We start from the raw sequence: 13,724 nt of genomic DNA on the forward strand, positions 1-13,724 counted from the left end.
TTCAAATGGAAAACATTATTGAAATGAAAAATGTAACAAAATCTTTTGATGATAAAATAGCAGTGAAAGATATGAATATCTCAGTGAAAAAAGGTGAAATATTTGGTTTCCTAGGGCCAAGTGGTTCTGGTAAAACCACTACTATTAAAATGCTCACTGGCACTTACAGTCAGTCTCAGGGAACACTAAATGTACTTGGTTATGGCACTTCTAGCATCGGATCACGAAATTTTATGAGTAAAATAGGCATTCTATCTGATCATAGCACTGCCTATGAACGACAAAGCATAGAAGATAATTTGAAATTATTTGCTAAACTCAACAATATTCCCATATCGAAAGTTGATGAAACCATACAATTTATAGGACTTAAAAACGATAAAAAAACAATATTCAAATATTTATCCGCAGGTATGAAGCAACGCGTTCTATTAGCAAAAGCATTGATTCATGAACCAGCTCTCCTATTTTTAGACGAACCAACCGCGTCCTTAGATCCATCGACAATTCAACATATACATAAAGGACTCAAAGATTTAAACTCACGTGGTACCACTATATTTTTAACCACACATAATATGGAAGAAGCTAATAATCTATGTCATCGCGTTGCTTTTATTGAATCAGGCACACTACTAGACCTAGACTCACCCGAAAATCTTAGATTCAAGCACTCAGAGCATACGATTAAAGTCATTCACAATAACAATCGTTCGAAGATATTGCCAATGACAAGTGAATCAGCACAATATATTTCAGACATGTTAGAGGCTGACGATTTAAAATATATTTCTTCAGATTTACCTACATTAGGAGAAGTATTCTTAAAAGTCACAGGAAAGGAGCTCATATAATATGAATATTACACGTTTATCTGCATTATTAGAAAAAGATTTCAAAGAAGCTATACGTAATCCATCAATCATTTTTATGCCAATCATCGTTCTAGCCCTTAGCTTTTTCTATAGATTTATTATGTCAGAATTAAGCGATTATGATTCCGCTATAACCTTAATGCAATTAATTATAATTAATATGGCATTTGTTGCAGTTGCAACTACACCGATTATTACAATGTTTGCTGAAGAAAATGAAAAAGGTACTTTAAAAGGATTGATTGAAACGCCCGCAACAAAGCTTGAAATATTATTATCAAAAGCTATTATTATGGCAATCCTTGCTATTATCACAACTATCATAAGTCTACTGCTTCTAGATAGCGCTATCAATTTTGAGATACAAACATATTTCGGGTTTGCAATACTGCTAATTTTTTATCTAACACTTGGTTTAACGTTAGGCCTTTTAGCTAATAGCACCGGAACAGCCACAACATATTCAATGATTCCTTTTTTTATATTTGCTATGACACCACTATTTGAAACTATGAAGGATGTTTTAAATTTAGGTTTCTTTGAAAAATTATTAAGCATTTTACCTATCGGTCTTATTTTAGAATTAGATACAAATCACCAACCATTTAATTTATTCTTTTTAATAATTTGGTTAATTGTATCTATACTTTCTTTAATATTTACTTATCATTACAAGTTCCAAAAGCGGTAAATAAGTTCACAAATTTGTGATAATTTTTTATAAGCCTATCATATCAAACTTTCAATGCCTTCCTTCTCAATTCTTATGTTTAGTTGAGAATAGGAAGGCTATTTATATAGTGTGAAAGAAAATACAAATAATGTATATGCTTTCATTTTCTTATGTAGCTTAACTAGTTTTATTGTCTTCTAACACAAATAGCGAGCACGATTTAAATCTATTGTGCTTTAAAGGTACTAATGTTGACGAAACAATAGCTACATGCAATAATAGTAATTGAAAGATTAGAATTATTATAATTAAGAAATTATAATAATCTGATTAATAATATTTAAATTAACACTAAGTTATTAAATAGGAGGATGTTTTACATGTCTTTAATCAACAAGGAAATTTTACCATTTACAGCTAATGCTTATGATCCAAAGAAAGATGAGTTTTTCGAAGTTTCTGATGAAAACTTAAAAGGTTCTTGGAGTGTAGTTTGCTTCTACCCAGCAGACTTCTCATTCGTATGCCCTACTGAATTAGAAGATTTACAAAATCAGTATGATAAATTACAAGAATTAGGTGTAAACGTATATTCAGTTTCAACGGATACACACTTTGTACACAAAGCTTGGCATGATCATTCTGAAGCAATTAATAAAATTCAATATACAATGATTGGCGATCCTTCACAAACAATCACTCGTAATTTTGACGTATTAGATGAAGAGGTTGGCCTAGCTCAACGTGGTACATTTATCGTTGATCCTGATGGTGTTGTTCAAGCAGCTGAAATTAATGCGGACGGTATTGGCCGTGATGCAAGTACATTAGTACACAAAATTAAAGCAGCACAATATGTACGTCAACACCCAGGTGAAGTTTGCCCAGCTAAATGGGAAGAAGGTTCAGAAACATTACAACCTGGTCTTGACTTAGTAGGTAAAATCTAAGGAGGCATTGATTTGAATGCTTAATGATCAGCTAAAATCACAATTACAACAATTACTTCAATTAATGGAGGGTGATGTTGTACTACGCGCAAGTCTTGGTTCAGATGATAAATCGAAAGAACTAAAAGAGTTGCTAGACGAAGTTGCAGCAGCATCATCTCATATCACAATTGAAGAGAAAGACCTAAAACGTACACCAAGCTTTACAGTAGATAAACCTGACGCAGACACAGGGATTACATTTGCTGGTTTACCTATGGGTCACGAATTTAATTCACTTGTATTAGCTTTATTACAAGTCAGTGGTCGCGCACCTAAAGAAGAGCAATCTGTCATAGATCAAATTAAAGCTTTAGATCGCCCACTCAATTTTGAAACTTATATCAGTTTAACGTGTCAAAAATGCCCGGATGTCGTTCAAGCATTGAACTTAATGAGTTTATTAAATCCAAATATCACTCATACAATGATTGACGGTGCTATTTTCAGAGAGGAATCTGAAGATATTATGGCAGTGCCAGCTATCTATTTAGATGGTGAAGAGTTTGGCAATGGACGCATGACTGTACAAGATATATTATCTGAACTAGGTAGTAAAGCAGACCCTTCAGAATTCAATGATAAAGATCCTTACGACGTGTTAATCGTTGGTGGTGGACCCGCAAGTGGTAGTGCCGCTATCTATACTGCACGTAAAGGATTACGCACTGGTATTGTTGCAGATCGCATTGGTGGTCAAGTCAACGATACTGCAACAATTGAAAACTTTATTACAGTTAAAGAAACGGATGGTCCTAAGTTCTCCTCTGCACTTGAAGATCATGTAAAGCAATATAATGTGGATACTATGACAGGTGTCAGAGCAAGTGATATTGAAAAAACAGACAATGGTATTATTGTCACTTTAGATAATGACGCTAAATTACAAAGTAAAACCGTGATTATTGCCACAGGTGCACGTTGGCGTAAGCTAGAAGTACCTGGTGAAGAAGCCCTTATCAATAAAGGGGTGGCATTCTGCCCGCACTGTGACGGACCTCTATTTGAAAATAAAAACGTTGCTGTTGTTGGTGGCGGTAACTCAGGTGTAGAAGCTGCAATAGACTTAGCAGGTATTGTAGAACATGTTACACTACTTGAGCGTAACGCTACCCTTAAAGCAGACGACGTATTACAAGAACGTTTAAGCTCTTTACCAAACGTTACAATTATCAAGAACGCACAAACAACTGAAGTTTTAGGTGAAGCTTCAGTGACGGGTCTTAAATATCAAGACAAATCAACTGGTGAAGACCACACTATAGAATTGGAAGGTATATTCGTACAAATCGGATTACTTCCAAATACAGAATGGTTAGATAACTATGTTGAGTTAAACCAAGCAAATGAAATAATCATTGATCGTACAAACGCTACAAGCATCCCAGGTATATTTGCTGCAGGCGATGTTACAGACGATCGTAATAAACAAATCATTATTTCAATGGGCGCTGGTGCAAATGCTGCATTAAATGCATTTGATTATATCATTCGACACTAATCACTTCCCTATTCAAATAGATGATAAAGGAGAACCAAATTTGGTTCTCCTTTTTTGTTGTTTTCATTTCTAAGGAAAAGCAGTCGTATATTGTCACACAATATGAAACGTTTTCGCTCAAAGTTTCAAACTTTGTTCAAAAGATTGTGCGTTTAAGTTTACGACATCTATATCAATCAATAGCTTGAAATGATAGTCTTAGGTTATAATTTCAAAAGCACATCCATTAATTTAAATTGGACTATTTTTAAAGGAGCAATACGTTTTATGAAAAAAAGTATACTTATAACATTCGTTCTCATGCTAACTGTCATACTCACAGCATGTGCTAATGAAGATTCAAATGATGATAAACAACACAGTGAAAGACATGCCCCTTCAAATGTCAAAAAAGTTACAGAAAGTAATATCTTTGCTTCTCATAAAAAAGGCGAAAATATAAGCGAAGATGAAATGAACAAAGCGATTAAAAAATATCTAGATGTTAATGCAGATATTCTCGACAATAAATATTTAATACAGTATAAATTAGATAAGCAAACCGGTACGGATACTAAAATCACAGACGCACAAGCCAAAAGATTATCTGATTTATCACACAATGCGATTAAAAACGATGTGCGATTTAAAAACTTTGTCAAAGACAATCATCTGCCTAAAGGTTATAAAGATGACGTGGATCGAATCATTAACTATTTCACTGCGTTAAACACCACGATTAAAGATGCTGATAAACAAATCGAAGAAGTAAATTATCAACCGCAAAACACGCTAAACGTTGTAGACGTATCAGCAGAACATGCAGGAAATGTAAACGGTAAACAACAAGAAAAAATCAAAAAGTTCCTTAAAGATAAAGGTATTAAAAGTGATGCAATAGATAAATAATGTATCATTCATGGTTATTCAATTACTTGAATTTGTGAACATTCTTTGAATAACTATTAAATTCATTTTCATTGATATCAAATGAAGTGCTATGCATTACAAAATGATGACAATACCAATTCCCAGCATTATAAAGCCTTTTAAGCGCTTACTTAAAGTTAAATGATTCATCTTGACTTATATTTGTAAAAAACATTACATGATTGTAAGGTTTTTTAATATAAAATGACTTTTTTTCTCGGAGATGTATTTGTTATCCTATGTTATAAGATTGAACACAGTAAACGTAGGAGCACAGCCGAAAACTTTATAGGGAGGTTTGCACTATGGTAATTACGATTTTACTAGGTGCCATGGCTGCTGTCTTCATAGCTTTTAATCTCTTTGAGAAAAAAGAAACTTATGGCGTAATTTCATATAAATCTATTGCTTTAAGCATTACTTACGTCATACTCGCAGTTATTGTTGGTAGTTTCTTAGACAATATCAACACTATATTCCAAGGATTTCACGATAGCTTAACAGCAGCAAAAAGATATTAACCTGAACTGAGCAAATAAACAGTTCAGGTTTTTTAATACGTCATTTTATCTAAGCTAAAGCTCAATTTCATAAGGTACACAATTATCAATTTGCTTATCTATAACAGATGCTTTATTTTCATAACCTAAGTATACGAAACAACATCTAATTACAACTTGATGAGCAATGATTACAACTGTATCTAAAGATGTATCTAGCTCTTGTTTAAAGAAAGTTTCTACACGTTTTAAAACATCTTCATAACTTTCTCCTTCTGGTGCTTTTTGAGTAAAGCTGTGCCTAAATGAACTGTTTGGACCGCCATTAAAATAAGTTTCAAATTGAGCATTTTGTTCAATTTCACTCACTTTTTCACCCTCAAACTGACCTAAAGAACGTTCTCTCAGTAATGTCGTTACACTAGCTGGAATATCTTTATCAAAAATTGCATTATATGTTTGTCTCGTTCTTGTTAAATCTGACAAATAAATATGATCAATTTTGACTTGATTAAAATGATGTTGTAATAATTGCGCGTCTCGAGCGCCTTTTTCAGTTAATGGAACGTCTAATTGGCCACAAAAATAGTGATTTCCTTCTTTTTTATCGTAATTGGATTTTGATTCACCATGGCGAATTAAGTATAGTTTCATATGTTTGTACTCCTTTGTATTTTTAAATAAGGTAACATTTTTGTTAGATGAAGTATAACTTCTATAATAAAATATTTATTTTTGTTACTTTAAATGTGAGGTGATAAAAATGAATGAACAACCTTTAAATTCAGATACGCAAGGTGGACGTGTCTTAGCTTCTGTAAGTTATTTCAGCATATTTTTTGCTCCAATCATATTACCTATCATCATTTGGATTTTTGCTGATAAACCAGCATCCACGCATGCTGCTAAATCGCTATTCTATCATGTCATCACATATTTAGGACCGATATTTATTATTATCGTTGCAAGTTTAGGTGGCATGATCGTCAATCAACAACATCATACAATTATGGTCATAATGATAATTTTAGGAATTATTTTAATCTTATTCACGATTTGGTATACAATTAAAAATATTTATCGTGGCGTCAAAGTATTAATTTCTGAAAGTGCTTATTTTAACCCCTAAGATAAATCATTTACTTTTGAATATTCGATAGACACAAAAACACACTAAAAAAACAGCTTGGGAAAATATTGTTTGAACTGCACCCTGTCAAGTAGACAGTGAAAAAAACAAAATGTTTATGGCTACCTTATATTTACGATATAAGGGTAGCCATTTTTAATGTTATTCTTTCTTGATTAAAAAATTCTATATATGAATTAATTGCTTTTATTGCTGTAGCCTTGTCTTTAAAAATCACTTTTTTTCTTCCTCTAAACAATTCACTTTTAATAGTTCCCCATACACCTTCCATAGGTCCATTATCTATGCAACATCCTGGTCGTGACATACTTTGTTTTATACCAAGTTGCTCTAACGTAACTTTAAATAATCTGCTTGTATATTGATATCCTCTGTCGCTATGCAAGAGTATACCTTCGGTATTCGGCACAAGTTTGACTGCTTTTTTGAGCGTATCTAATACAAATTTATTGTTATTTGAGGTACTTAATTTATGACTGATAATCTGTTTGCTGCCTAAGTCATAAATAGCACTTAAGTAAAGTTTTTTACCATTGCTGAGTTTGAATTCTGTAACGTCAGTTAACCATTTTTTATTTGGGATTTGTTCTTCAAATTTTCTATTTAATATATTATGTGCTGTAATTTCAGGTGTTGTTTTAATATATCGTTTTCTTTTAGGGCGGATAGTAGATTTTAGATTAAGTTGATTCATCAATCTATAGACACGTTTATGATTTACTTTTTGATGTAGTTTAAGTCTTAAATATATGTATATACGACGATATCCATATATGCCTTTGTATTTATTGTAGATATCAACGATATCTTTGATCAATTTTTGGTTTTCAATTTCTTTATTTGATGGTTTGCGATGTAACCATTTATAGTAACTTGAACGTGATATCTTTAATACTGAACATAACCAAGCTATCGGATAAAGGTTTTTAAATGCTTTTACCGTTTGGTATGATGCTTTTTGTCTGATGCCTGTTTCATCAACTTCCTTTCTATTTCTTCTTCCTTTTTTAAAACGTCATTTTCCATTTGAAGAAATTTATTTTTCTCTTTAAGTATCTTAATTTCAGCTTTTAATGCCTCTTCAGGTGTTAATACAGACTGGGGTTTCCCTTTTCCACGTCCATCTTTAAGCCCATCATACCCATGCAAGTTGTACTTTTTTACCCAGTTATATACTTGGCTATAATTGATGTTAAAATGATTTGCTGTTGTCTTATACGATTGACCATGATTCATATAATAATCAACGATTTCCACACGATCTTCAAATGTTAATGATTTATATTTCAATTGATACACCTCGGGTTTTGGAGAATATGTTTTTAATATTTTACCCGATAAATACTTTGAAATCCATTTGTTTACAGTTGAAGTAGTGGGGATATTATATTTAACTACTAAATCAGTTAAAGATAGGCCATCATTTATATATTCGTGCACAACTTTAAGCTTAAATTCATTTGAGTAGGTATTATTTCTCTGAATTGGTAAAAGCACCTTTATTCCATGCTTCTTAAATTTATAATAGTTAATCAATAATGTTCTAGGAGAACAATTTAAATTTAATTTTTGAATTACATTTTTCATACTATATCCTTCTTCATATAAGCTGAAAGCTTTTTGATAAGTTTCAGGTGATAATTTTCTATGAGTCATAAAAAAACTCCCTTCAAAGTTTACATTTTTAAGTGTCTACTTTGAAGGGAGCATATCATGTTTCCTCAAGCTGCTTTTTTTGTTAAATCTAGATTAACTACTTTTGCTAAATAATAAATTAAGCGACAGACCAATTAACACTGCACCTACCGTATAGTCAAAAATAGCTTTAATCTTTCTGTTTGCAAAAAGTAATTTAATGTATTGAAAAATATATACACAGAAAATAAACCATAATAAAATAACTGTCGTTACAATCGCGGATAACACCGCTATTTGTGTGGTAACGCCTTCGCCCGCACTTAAAAATTGCGGTAAGATACTTATGTAATAGAGTAATGCTTTTGGATTTAAAATGGTACTAAAGAAACCTTGCCTATATGAACTTAAATAGCTGATTTGTTGTGCTTTCATTTGTGTGATTGAAAAATTCATACTTTGACGTGCACTAATAATACTTTTGATACCTAAATATATAAGGTAACAAGCACCCAGTATTTTAATCACTAAAAACACGTAATACATATTTGCCAAAATAAAAATAATACCAAAGACCGCTAGTAGAGAATAAACAACATGGCCTGTCGTTATACCCAATGCTGCTATTGCACCATTACCTTTCCCAGAAGTGATTGAATTTTTCATCACGACGAAAAAATCAGGTCCTGGGACGATAATAATCATTAAAGTAATTGTTATAAATGCGGCTAATCCTTCCATTTTCTGCACCTCCACCTTAATTAGGTTATCAAGATGCACAAGGTATCGCAACACGCGAAACAAATCTTTTATAATTCTGTTATGGTGATGTTCAAATAATATATGAACGAAATCCAAAATTTGGTCAATGGTCAATCATTGAAAGCCGTGAAATGGAAAAATAATTTATGTGGTATAACTCAGTTAATTTTAACTTAATAATTTCAAACCAATAGTGCTACCCAATATAACTAGAATACAAATAATTCGTTTAATATCCGTTGACTCTTTGTAAAAAAGCATACCTAAAACTGCTCCGCCAACAGCACCAATGCCAGTCCATACAGCATATGCAGTGCTCATAGGCAACTGTTTCATAGCAATAGATAATGTTAAAAAACTAATTGCAAAGAAAGTTATCATCCAACCAAGCGATTTATATTTGCGACTATGCACATAAGCATTCAAAAATGTAATACCAAGCATTTCAAATATACCTGCACAAATCAGTAAAATCCAAGCCATTATGAATGCCCCCCTTCATTTGTCATCACTAATTTCAAACTAATTACACCAAGCAACAATGTCATTATTAAAATGATTTTCTCTGGGTTAAATGGTTGATCAAAGAATATAAAATCAGCTAGTGTAACGCCAGTTGTACCAAGTCCTACAAAGACTGCATAAGATGTCCCTACCGGTAATACTTTTGAAGCATCTATAAGTAAGTAAAAACTTAAAAATATAGCAATGACTGTCAATATCCACTCAAATACTGATGAAGCATGAGTTAAGCCAATAACCCATCCCACTTCAAAGAGTGCTGCAATCACAATTTTTAACCAATTCATAACAAAATCCTCCTTTAAGATTAAAAAAGCCTGGGAGATAGTATAGATGACTATCTCTCAGGCTTTTATCCTTCCGTGTCACATATTAATATGTGCCTTTCTCTCGGACCGAACCAACACCATCGTTGTGGAACCCTAGAAAGGTTTATTCAATTAGTGAAATCGTATCAAATTACACTTCGAACTTCAAGTTAAGATGATTCAGTTTATAATAAATTATATTAATTCTTATAAAGAAAGCGTTTTAAATTAATTTTTAAGTCAAAACTCTCTACATTTTATGAATTTTAATGTATAATAAGGATTATATTATAATAATTATAATGTAATGGTGTCGTCAATGAAACTTATTCTCAATTGAGTATTTTGATAAACGGACTAAAACGATTAATAAAAGTGAGGGATTATTATGAAATTATTAAATTACAAAATGCAAAATAATGAACTCGTTGCAACTGTATTATCTGACAAGAAGCAAGTATTCAAATATACGTTTGATGTAAATACACCTGAGTATGAAATTTTAGATGTACTTGAAGAAATCAACCATTACGTTGACAATGGTCATCATCCACTGGGTTGTTCTCTATTGAAAAATTATTCACATGAGGATGTGAGTCACAATATTTTATAATCTAGATTCTCAACCAAAAAGGTGAGTATAGCTGATAGACATTAATCAGTATACTCATCTTTTAATTTTTGATTTGCATATATGTCCATACCTGTTTTTAATTTCCGAAAACCTAATTTTTAATATAACCCTTCAACGCCATGCGTTGAAATTAAATGCACGCAAGACACCTGCCCCAATTGTTTAATCATTCTACATACAAGGTCATAACCTATACCGTGATTTTGTTAGGACTGATCCACGATAACATCATAAATAGCTGCGTTAAATACACCTTCTGATAAGGCTCTAGCTAATCCTATAGCACTACCATTATGCTTTGCCACCACGATATGTGTGCTAGCATTAAAAATTGTCTTAATCTTTTCCTTATTATGCCCCATCCAACCATTCGAGTGATATATTGTTATAAAATCTTCTAAATCATTTGAGTCAAATACATAAGTATCATCTATTTTCATCTCTATCACCCCCTCATCATTTATGTGGATTAATCTATTTTATAACTTACTATACCCTTACATTACATAATCATTTATAATATATTTAACTCATCTGTTAATGTCACATCACAGATATGATGTGCAAAGAAGGCGTTAATATAAGCAGTTAACAGGGTAAAGAGATAGTAAAGACGTTATTATTTTATCGATACAAGTAAGGAGGGACGCAAAATGTGGATTGTTTCAATATTACTCATTATCGTTGGTATTGTGTTGCTCATCATAAATAATCGTACACCTAAAAAAGAAGGTGTCGGCAAAAAACAAAGTTTAGTCAGCTTTGGTGTGGTCTGTTTAATCATCGGTATTTTCGGACTCATAGGTCAAATTATTAAATCAATTATATAAATCATCATATAAAAAAGAGCGGGGTCGTAATCCAGTTACACTAGATTACTTAACCCTGCTCTTTTTGATTAGAAACTTTTTAATATTTATTAAAAATATTTGCTTTACATATTGAATAAATCATTAAATGATTCAACCATTGTAGGATGTGTATAAATATTTTCTTTTAATACTTCATAAGATAAATGTTGGTCAATTGCTAATTTTACTAAATTAATAATTTCCTCAGATTGTAAGCCATATAAAGTAGCACCTAATATTTCACTTGTTTCTTTATTAACGACTGCTTTAAACAAACCTCTTGTATCATTGTTTATTTTATGACGCGGAATTGTGTTTACAGGTACTGCATTTTCTAAAATTTGATAACCTTGCGCTTTTGCTTCTTCTGCTGTTAAACCTACACGTGATAATGGTGGATCAATAAATACAGTGTATGGCACAGCACCGCGATTTTCGGTAGTACGTTTGCCATTACCAAACAATTGATCTTTTACAATTCTGAAGTCATCTAATGAAATATACGTGAATTGCATGCCACCTTTAACATCACCTAATGCATATATATTTGGCACGTTGGTTTGTAAGTTTTGATTTACCTTGATTTCTCCACGTTCACCAATTTCAACATCTGTATTTTCTAAACCTAAGTCTGTATTCGGTTTACGACCAGTAGCTAACAATACCGCATCCGCTTCATAGCTTCCTTGTGTTGTGTGTACTGTTGTGCCAGATGCATTATCTTCAAAACGCTCTGTATCCGCATTTAATACAAGATTAACACCTTTATTTTCAAGATCTTTTTTAACTTCTGCAACAATATCTTTATCTTCTTTAGGCATGATATCATCATGTTTCTCTAAAACAGTTACTTGTGTATCAAAGTTCGCAAACATAGAGGCAAATTCTAGTGCAATATAACCTCCACCCACAATAACTAAACGTTTAGGTTGTGTTGCCAATTCCATAATGCCAGTAGAATCATATAAATGCTTTGATGTTTCTACACCTTCGATGGATGGAATGATTGGTTGTGCACCTGTATTAATCACGATATCTTCTGCAGTAAGTGTTTCTTGTACTTCACCATTTTCATCTAATAATTCTACTTCATTATTAGACTTAAATGCTGCAGTAAAATCTAATACGTTGATATTATTATCATCTGCTAAATTATGATAATTCTTACTGTTTAGTGCATTTACTACATCGGATTTTCTAGAAAAAGCTTGTTCAAATGAACCGTGTGCTAAACCTTCATGCACAAGTGTTTTTGAAGGAATACAACCTATATTAATGCATGTACCACCATACATCTTTTGCGATTTTTCAACTACAGCTACACTTTTTCCTTGGCCAGACGCAAATTTTGCTAAAGTTTTACCACCTTTACCAAATCCAATTATTAATAAATCATACTTTTTCATAATAATCCTCCTTAATCGTTTCATTTAAAACGTCTTTAATCGTTACATTTTGATAATAATTAATTAATAGCTCTTCTTCTTTTTGATGAAACTTAAACATCGTGTTGCCAATTTCTCTTGAAACTTCACAGTCACTACCAGCATCTCCAGTAAATAAACGTCCTTCTGAGCGATCTTCTTTAAACATCACAAATAGTTCAGACAAGTTAACATTTGCTGTCATATCATTAGCCTGATACCCTCCAAATTTACCTCTAGAAGTAGCTAAATAATGGTGTTGATTTAACTTACGAGTTACCCTGCGTAATTGAGCCGGATTAATACAGATACGTTCCGCTAATTCATTGCTGCTAAAACGCTCATCATCATGTTTTAGCAAAAAAGTCAGTAAATGTACTGCTATATTGAATTCTAAATTCAAAGAAATCACCTTTTATCTTTAATTGAAACTTTTATAGTTACATTTAAACATATTAAACCATATCGTGCAAAATTTTTGTTTTGGTATTTGAAAAATATATAAAAAGGATTGAAAGCGTGATCAAAGTTAAACATTGCCCTGCTTTCAATCCTAGTTGGATAGTTACAATAATGCACCTCTTATTTTATTGCCATATTCTAAATATGATTTCAGACAACTAAGCATATATACCCAGCCTTCTTTTTGGCCTAATAAGCGTGCTACATCATTTTCTTCTATATCTTTTTCTGTAGTAGTTACAATTGTATGATTATCATCACCATCGAATTAAATTGTTACATGATTATCTCCCCACTTAAATTGAATCATTTCATTTTCAACCATATCTTCTATTAAAATATCGATTTCAGCATGATACTCTTCATATCGTAAGGTAATTGTTTTACCCTCTTCCCAACGTTCAGAACTTGAAGAAAACCAAAATCCTCCTATATAATCTGGATTGACAAAAGCTTCAAACACTTGATCACTAGATACATTGACTTGCATTTTAGTTACTATATCCAAAAAATTCACAACCTTTCTTCT

General features: G+C 32.0%; 18 protein-coding genes and 1 riboswitch. Of the genes, 9 read left to right on the plus strand and 9 right to left on the minus strand.

The window, feature by feature from the left end:
• The first annotated feature begins 5 nt into the window (after window positions 1-5).
• From MUA21_RS12470 to MUA21_RS12495, 6 genes are all read left to right on the plus strand, one after another.
• Window positions 6-854 (plus strand): ABC transporter ATP-binding protein, encoded by an 849-nt coding sequence (locus MUA21_RS12470; protein ID WP_262561442.1) that lies wholly within the window; start codon window positions 6-8, stop codon window positions 852-854.
• 1 nt (window position 855) lies between these two features.
• Complete coding sequence (locus tag MUA21_RS12475; RefSeq protein ID WP_107526127.1) at window positions 856-1,566, plus strand: ABC transporter permease subunit; 711 nt, start codon at window positions 856-858, stop codon at window positions 1,564-1,566.
• 362 nt (window positions 1,567-1,928) lie between these two features.
• A complete protein-coding gene (gene ahpC / locus MUA21_RS12480) occupies window positions 1,929-2,498 on the plus strand; it encodes an alkyl hydroperoxide reductase subunit C (protein ID WP_046207057.1) in 570 nt (189 codons plus the stop codon).
• A gap of 16 nt (window positions 2,499-2,514) precedes the next feature.
• Entirely contained in the window at window positions 2,515-4,038 is a 1,524-nt protein-coding gene (gene ahpF, locus MUA21_RS12485) for an alkyl hydroperoxide reductase subunit F (RefSeq protein WP_046207058.1), read from the plus strand.
• A 267-nt stretch (window positions 4,039-4,305) separates the two neighbouring features.
• The gene (locus MUA21_RS12490; RefSeq protein WP_064209632.1) at window positions 4,306-4,926 is read left to right on the plus strand and encodes an NDxxF motif lipoprotein; all 621 of its coding nucleotides are present in this window, start codon (window positions 4,306-4,308) and stop codon (window positions 4,924-4,926) included.
• Window positions 4,927-5,252: 326 nt separating this feature from the next.
• Window positions 5,253-5,468 carry a hypothetical protein gene (locus tag MUA21_RS12495; protein ID WP_046207060.1) on the plus strand — a complete coding sequence of 72 codons (216 nt, stop codon included), beginning with the start codon at window positions 5,253-5,255 and terminating at the stop codon, window positions 5,466-5,468.
• A gap of 54 nt (window positions 5,469-5,522) precedes the next feature.
• On the opposite strand, the gene MUA21_RS12500 is transcribed toward MUA21_RS12495, so the two are convergent.
• Window positions 5,523-6,101: a histidine phosphatase family protein gene (locus tag MUA21_RS12500; RefSeq protein WP_046207061.1), complete on the minus strand. Its 579-nt coding sequence runs from the start codon at window positions 6,099-6,101 to the stop codon at window positions 5,523-5,525.
• A 109-nt stretch (window positions 6,102-6,210) separates the two neighbouring features.
• Between MUA21_RS12500 and MUA21_RS12505 the strand changes: the two genes are divergently transcribed.
• Entirely contained in the window at window positions 6,211-6,576 is a 366-nt protein-coding gene (locus MUA21_RS12505) for a DUF4870 domain-containing protein (RefSeq protein WP_064263540.1), read from the plus strand.
• 133 nt (window positions 6,577-6,709) lie between these two features.
• Here MUA21_RS12505 and MUA21_RS13385 read toward each other — a convergent pair.
• From MUA21_RS13385 to MUA21_RS12530, 4 genes are all read right to left on the minus strand, one after another.
• Window positions 6,710-8,253, minus strand: a protein-coding gene (locus MUA21_RS13385) for an IS3 family transposase (RefSeq protein ID WP_437129139.1) whose coding sequence is annotated in 2 segments (ribosomal slippage) — window positions 6,710-7,576 and window positions 7,579-8,253 — 1,542 coding nt in all. Because the reading frame shifts where the segments join, the coding sequence is not laid out codon by codon here.
• A gap of 93 nt (window positions 8,254-8,346) precedes the next feature.
• Window positions 8,347-8,973 carry a LysE family translocator gene (locus tag MUA21_RS12520; RefSeq protein WP_262561444.1) on the minus strand — a complete coding sequence of 209 codons (627 nt, stop codon included), beginning with the start codon at window positions 8,971-8,973 and terminating at the stop codon, window positions 8,347-8,349.
• A gap of 189 nt (window positions 8,974-9,162) precedes the next feature.
• Window positions 9,163-9,477: a DMT family transporter gene (locus MUA21_RS12525; protein WP_064209633.1), complete on the minus strand. Its 315-nt coding sequence runs from the start codon at window positions 9,475-9,477 to the stop codon at window positions 9,163-9,165.
• The gene (locus MUA21_RS12530; RefSeq protein ID WP_064263538.1) at window positions 9,477-9,803 is read right to left on the minus strand and encodes a DMT family transporter; all 327 of its coding nucleotides are present in this window, start codon (window positions 9,801-9,803) and stop codon (window positions 9,477-9,479) included. Before MUA21_RS12530 ends, MUA21_RS12525 begins: the two co-directional genes overlap by 1 nt.
• A gap of 52 nt (window positions 9,804-9,855) precedes the next feature.
• Window positions 9,856-9,953: riboswitch (guanidine-I (ykkC/yxkD leader) on the minus strand.
• Window positions 9,954-10,212: 259 nt separating this feature from the next.
• Here MUA21_RS12530 and MUA21_RS12535 point away from each other — a divergent pair.
• Window positions 10,213-10,437, plus strand: a complete 225-nt coding sequence (locus MUA21_RS12535) for a hypothetical protein (RefSeq protein ID WP_019469882.1) — start codon at window positions 10,213-10,215, stop codon at window positions 10,435-10,437.
• 227 nt (window positions 10,438-10,664) lie between these two features.
• Here MUA21_RS12535 and MUA21_RS13275 read toward each other — a convergent pair whose 3' ends face one another.
• Complete coding sequence (locus MUA21_RS13275; RefSeq protein ID WP_336606220.1) at window positions 10,665-10,898, minus strand: hypothetical protein; 234 nt, start codon at window positions 10,896-10,898, stop codon at window positions 10,665-10,667.
• 213 nt (window positions 10,899-11,111) lie between these two features.
• On the opposite strand from MUA21_RS13275, the gene MUA21_RS12545 reads away from it, so the two are divergent.
• Window positions 11,112-11,288 (plus strand): hypothetical protein, encoded by a 177-nt coding sequence (locus MUA21_RS12545; protein WP_164987250.1) that lies wholly within the window; start codon window positions 11,112-11,114, stop codon window positions 11,286-11,288.
• A gap of 104 nt (window positions 11,289-11,392) precedes the next feature.
• On the opposite strand, the gene merA is transcribed toward MUA21_RS12545, so the two are convergent.
• The 3 genes from merA to MUA21_RS13280 all read right to left on the minus strand — a co-directional run bounded on the left by merA (window position 11,393) and on the right by MUA21_RS13280 (window position 13,703).
• A complete protein-coding gene (merA, locus tag MUA21_RS12550) occupies window positions 11,393-12,715 on the minus strand; it encodes a hypothiocyanous acid reductase MerA (protein WP_064263536.1) in 1,323 nt (440 codons plus the stop codon).
• Window positions 12,702-13,136, minus strand: coding sequence for a redox-sensitive transcriptional regulator HypR (gene hypR / locus MUA21_RS12555; RefSeq protein WP_046207067.1), 435 nt, complete (start codon window positions 13,134-13,136; stop codon window positions 12,702-12,704). Before hypR ends, merA begins: the two co-directional genes overlap by 14 nt.
• 327 nt (window positions 13,137-13,463) lie before the next feature.
• Entirely contained in the window at window positions 13,464-13,703 is a 240-nt protein-coding gene (locus MUA21_RS13280; protein ID WP_336606221.1) for an SRPBCC domain-containing protein, read from the minus strand.
• Window positions 13,704-13,724: the final 21 nt, after the last annotated feature.

Source organism: Staphylococcus ureilyticus (assembly GCF_025558845.1).
Lineage (GTDB): Bacteria > Bacillota > Bacilli > Staphylococcales > Staphylococcaceae > Staphylococcus > Staphylococcus ureilyticus.

Excerpts from the sequence above, each read along its gene's own strand:
- MUA21_RS12470 (WP_262561442.1), top strand. The coding sequence starts at position 6 with ATGGAAAACATTATTGAAATGAAAAATGTAACAAAATCTTTTGATGAT.
- MUA21_RS12475 (WP_107526127.1), top strand. The coding sequence starts at position 856 with ATGAATATTACACGTTTATCTGCATTATTAGAAAAAGATTTCAAAGAA.
- ahpC (WP_046207057.1), top strand. The coding sequence starts at position 1,929 with ATGTCTTTAATCAACAAGGAAATTTTACCATTTACAGCTAATGCTTAT.
- ahpF (WP_046207058.1), top strand. The coding sequence starts at position 2,515 with ATGCTTAATGATCAGCTAAAATCACAATTACAACAATTACTTCAATTA.
- MUA21_RS12490 (WP_064209632.1), top strand. The coding sequence starts at position 4,306 with ATGAAAAAAAGTATACTTATAACATTCGTTCTCATGCTAACTGTCATA.
- MUA21_RS12495 (WP_046207060.1), top strand. The coding sequence starts at position 5,253 with ATGGTAATTACGATTTTACTAGGTGCCATGGCTGCTGTCTTCATAGCT.
- MUA21_RS12500 (WP_046207061.1), bottom strand. The coding sequence starts at position 6,101 with ATGAAACTATACTTAATTCGCCATGGTGAATCAAAATCCAATTACGAT.
- MUA21_RS12505 (WP_064263540.1), top strand. The coding sequence starts at position 6,211 with ATGAATGAACAACCTTTAAATTCAGATACGCAAGGTGGACGTGTCTTA.
- MUA21_RS12520 (WP_262561444.1), bottom strand. The coding sequence starts at position 8,973 with ATGGAAGGATTAGCCGCATTTATAACAATTACTTTAATGATTATTATC.
- MUA21_RS12525 (WP_064209633.1), bottom strand. The coding sequence starts at position 9,477 with ATGGCTTGGATTTTACTGATTTGTGCAGGTATATTTGAAATGCTTGGT.
- MUA21_RS12530 (WP_064263538.1), bottom strand. The coding sequence starts at position 9,803 with ATGAATTGGTTAAAAATTGTGATTGCAGCACTCTTTGAAGTGGGATGG.
- MUA21_RS12535 (WP_019469882.1), top strand. The coding sequence starts at position 10,213 with ATGAAATTATTAAATTACAAAATGCAAAATAATGAACTCGTTGCAACT.
- MUA21_RS13275 (WP_336606220.1), bottom strand. The coding sequence starts at position 10,898 with ATGAAAATAGATGATACTTATGTATTTGACTCAAATGATTTAGAAGAT.
- MUA21_RS12545 (WP_164987250.1), top strand. The coding sequence starts at position 11,112 with ATGTGGATTGTTTCAATATTACTCATTATCGTTGGTATTGTGTTGCTC.
- merA (WP_064263536.1), bottom strand. The coding sequence starts at position 12,715 with ATGAAAAAGTATGATTTATTAATAATTGGATTTGGTAAAGGTGGTAAA.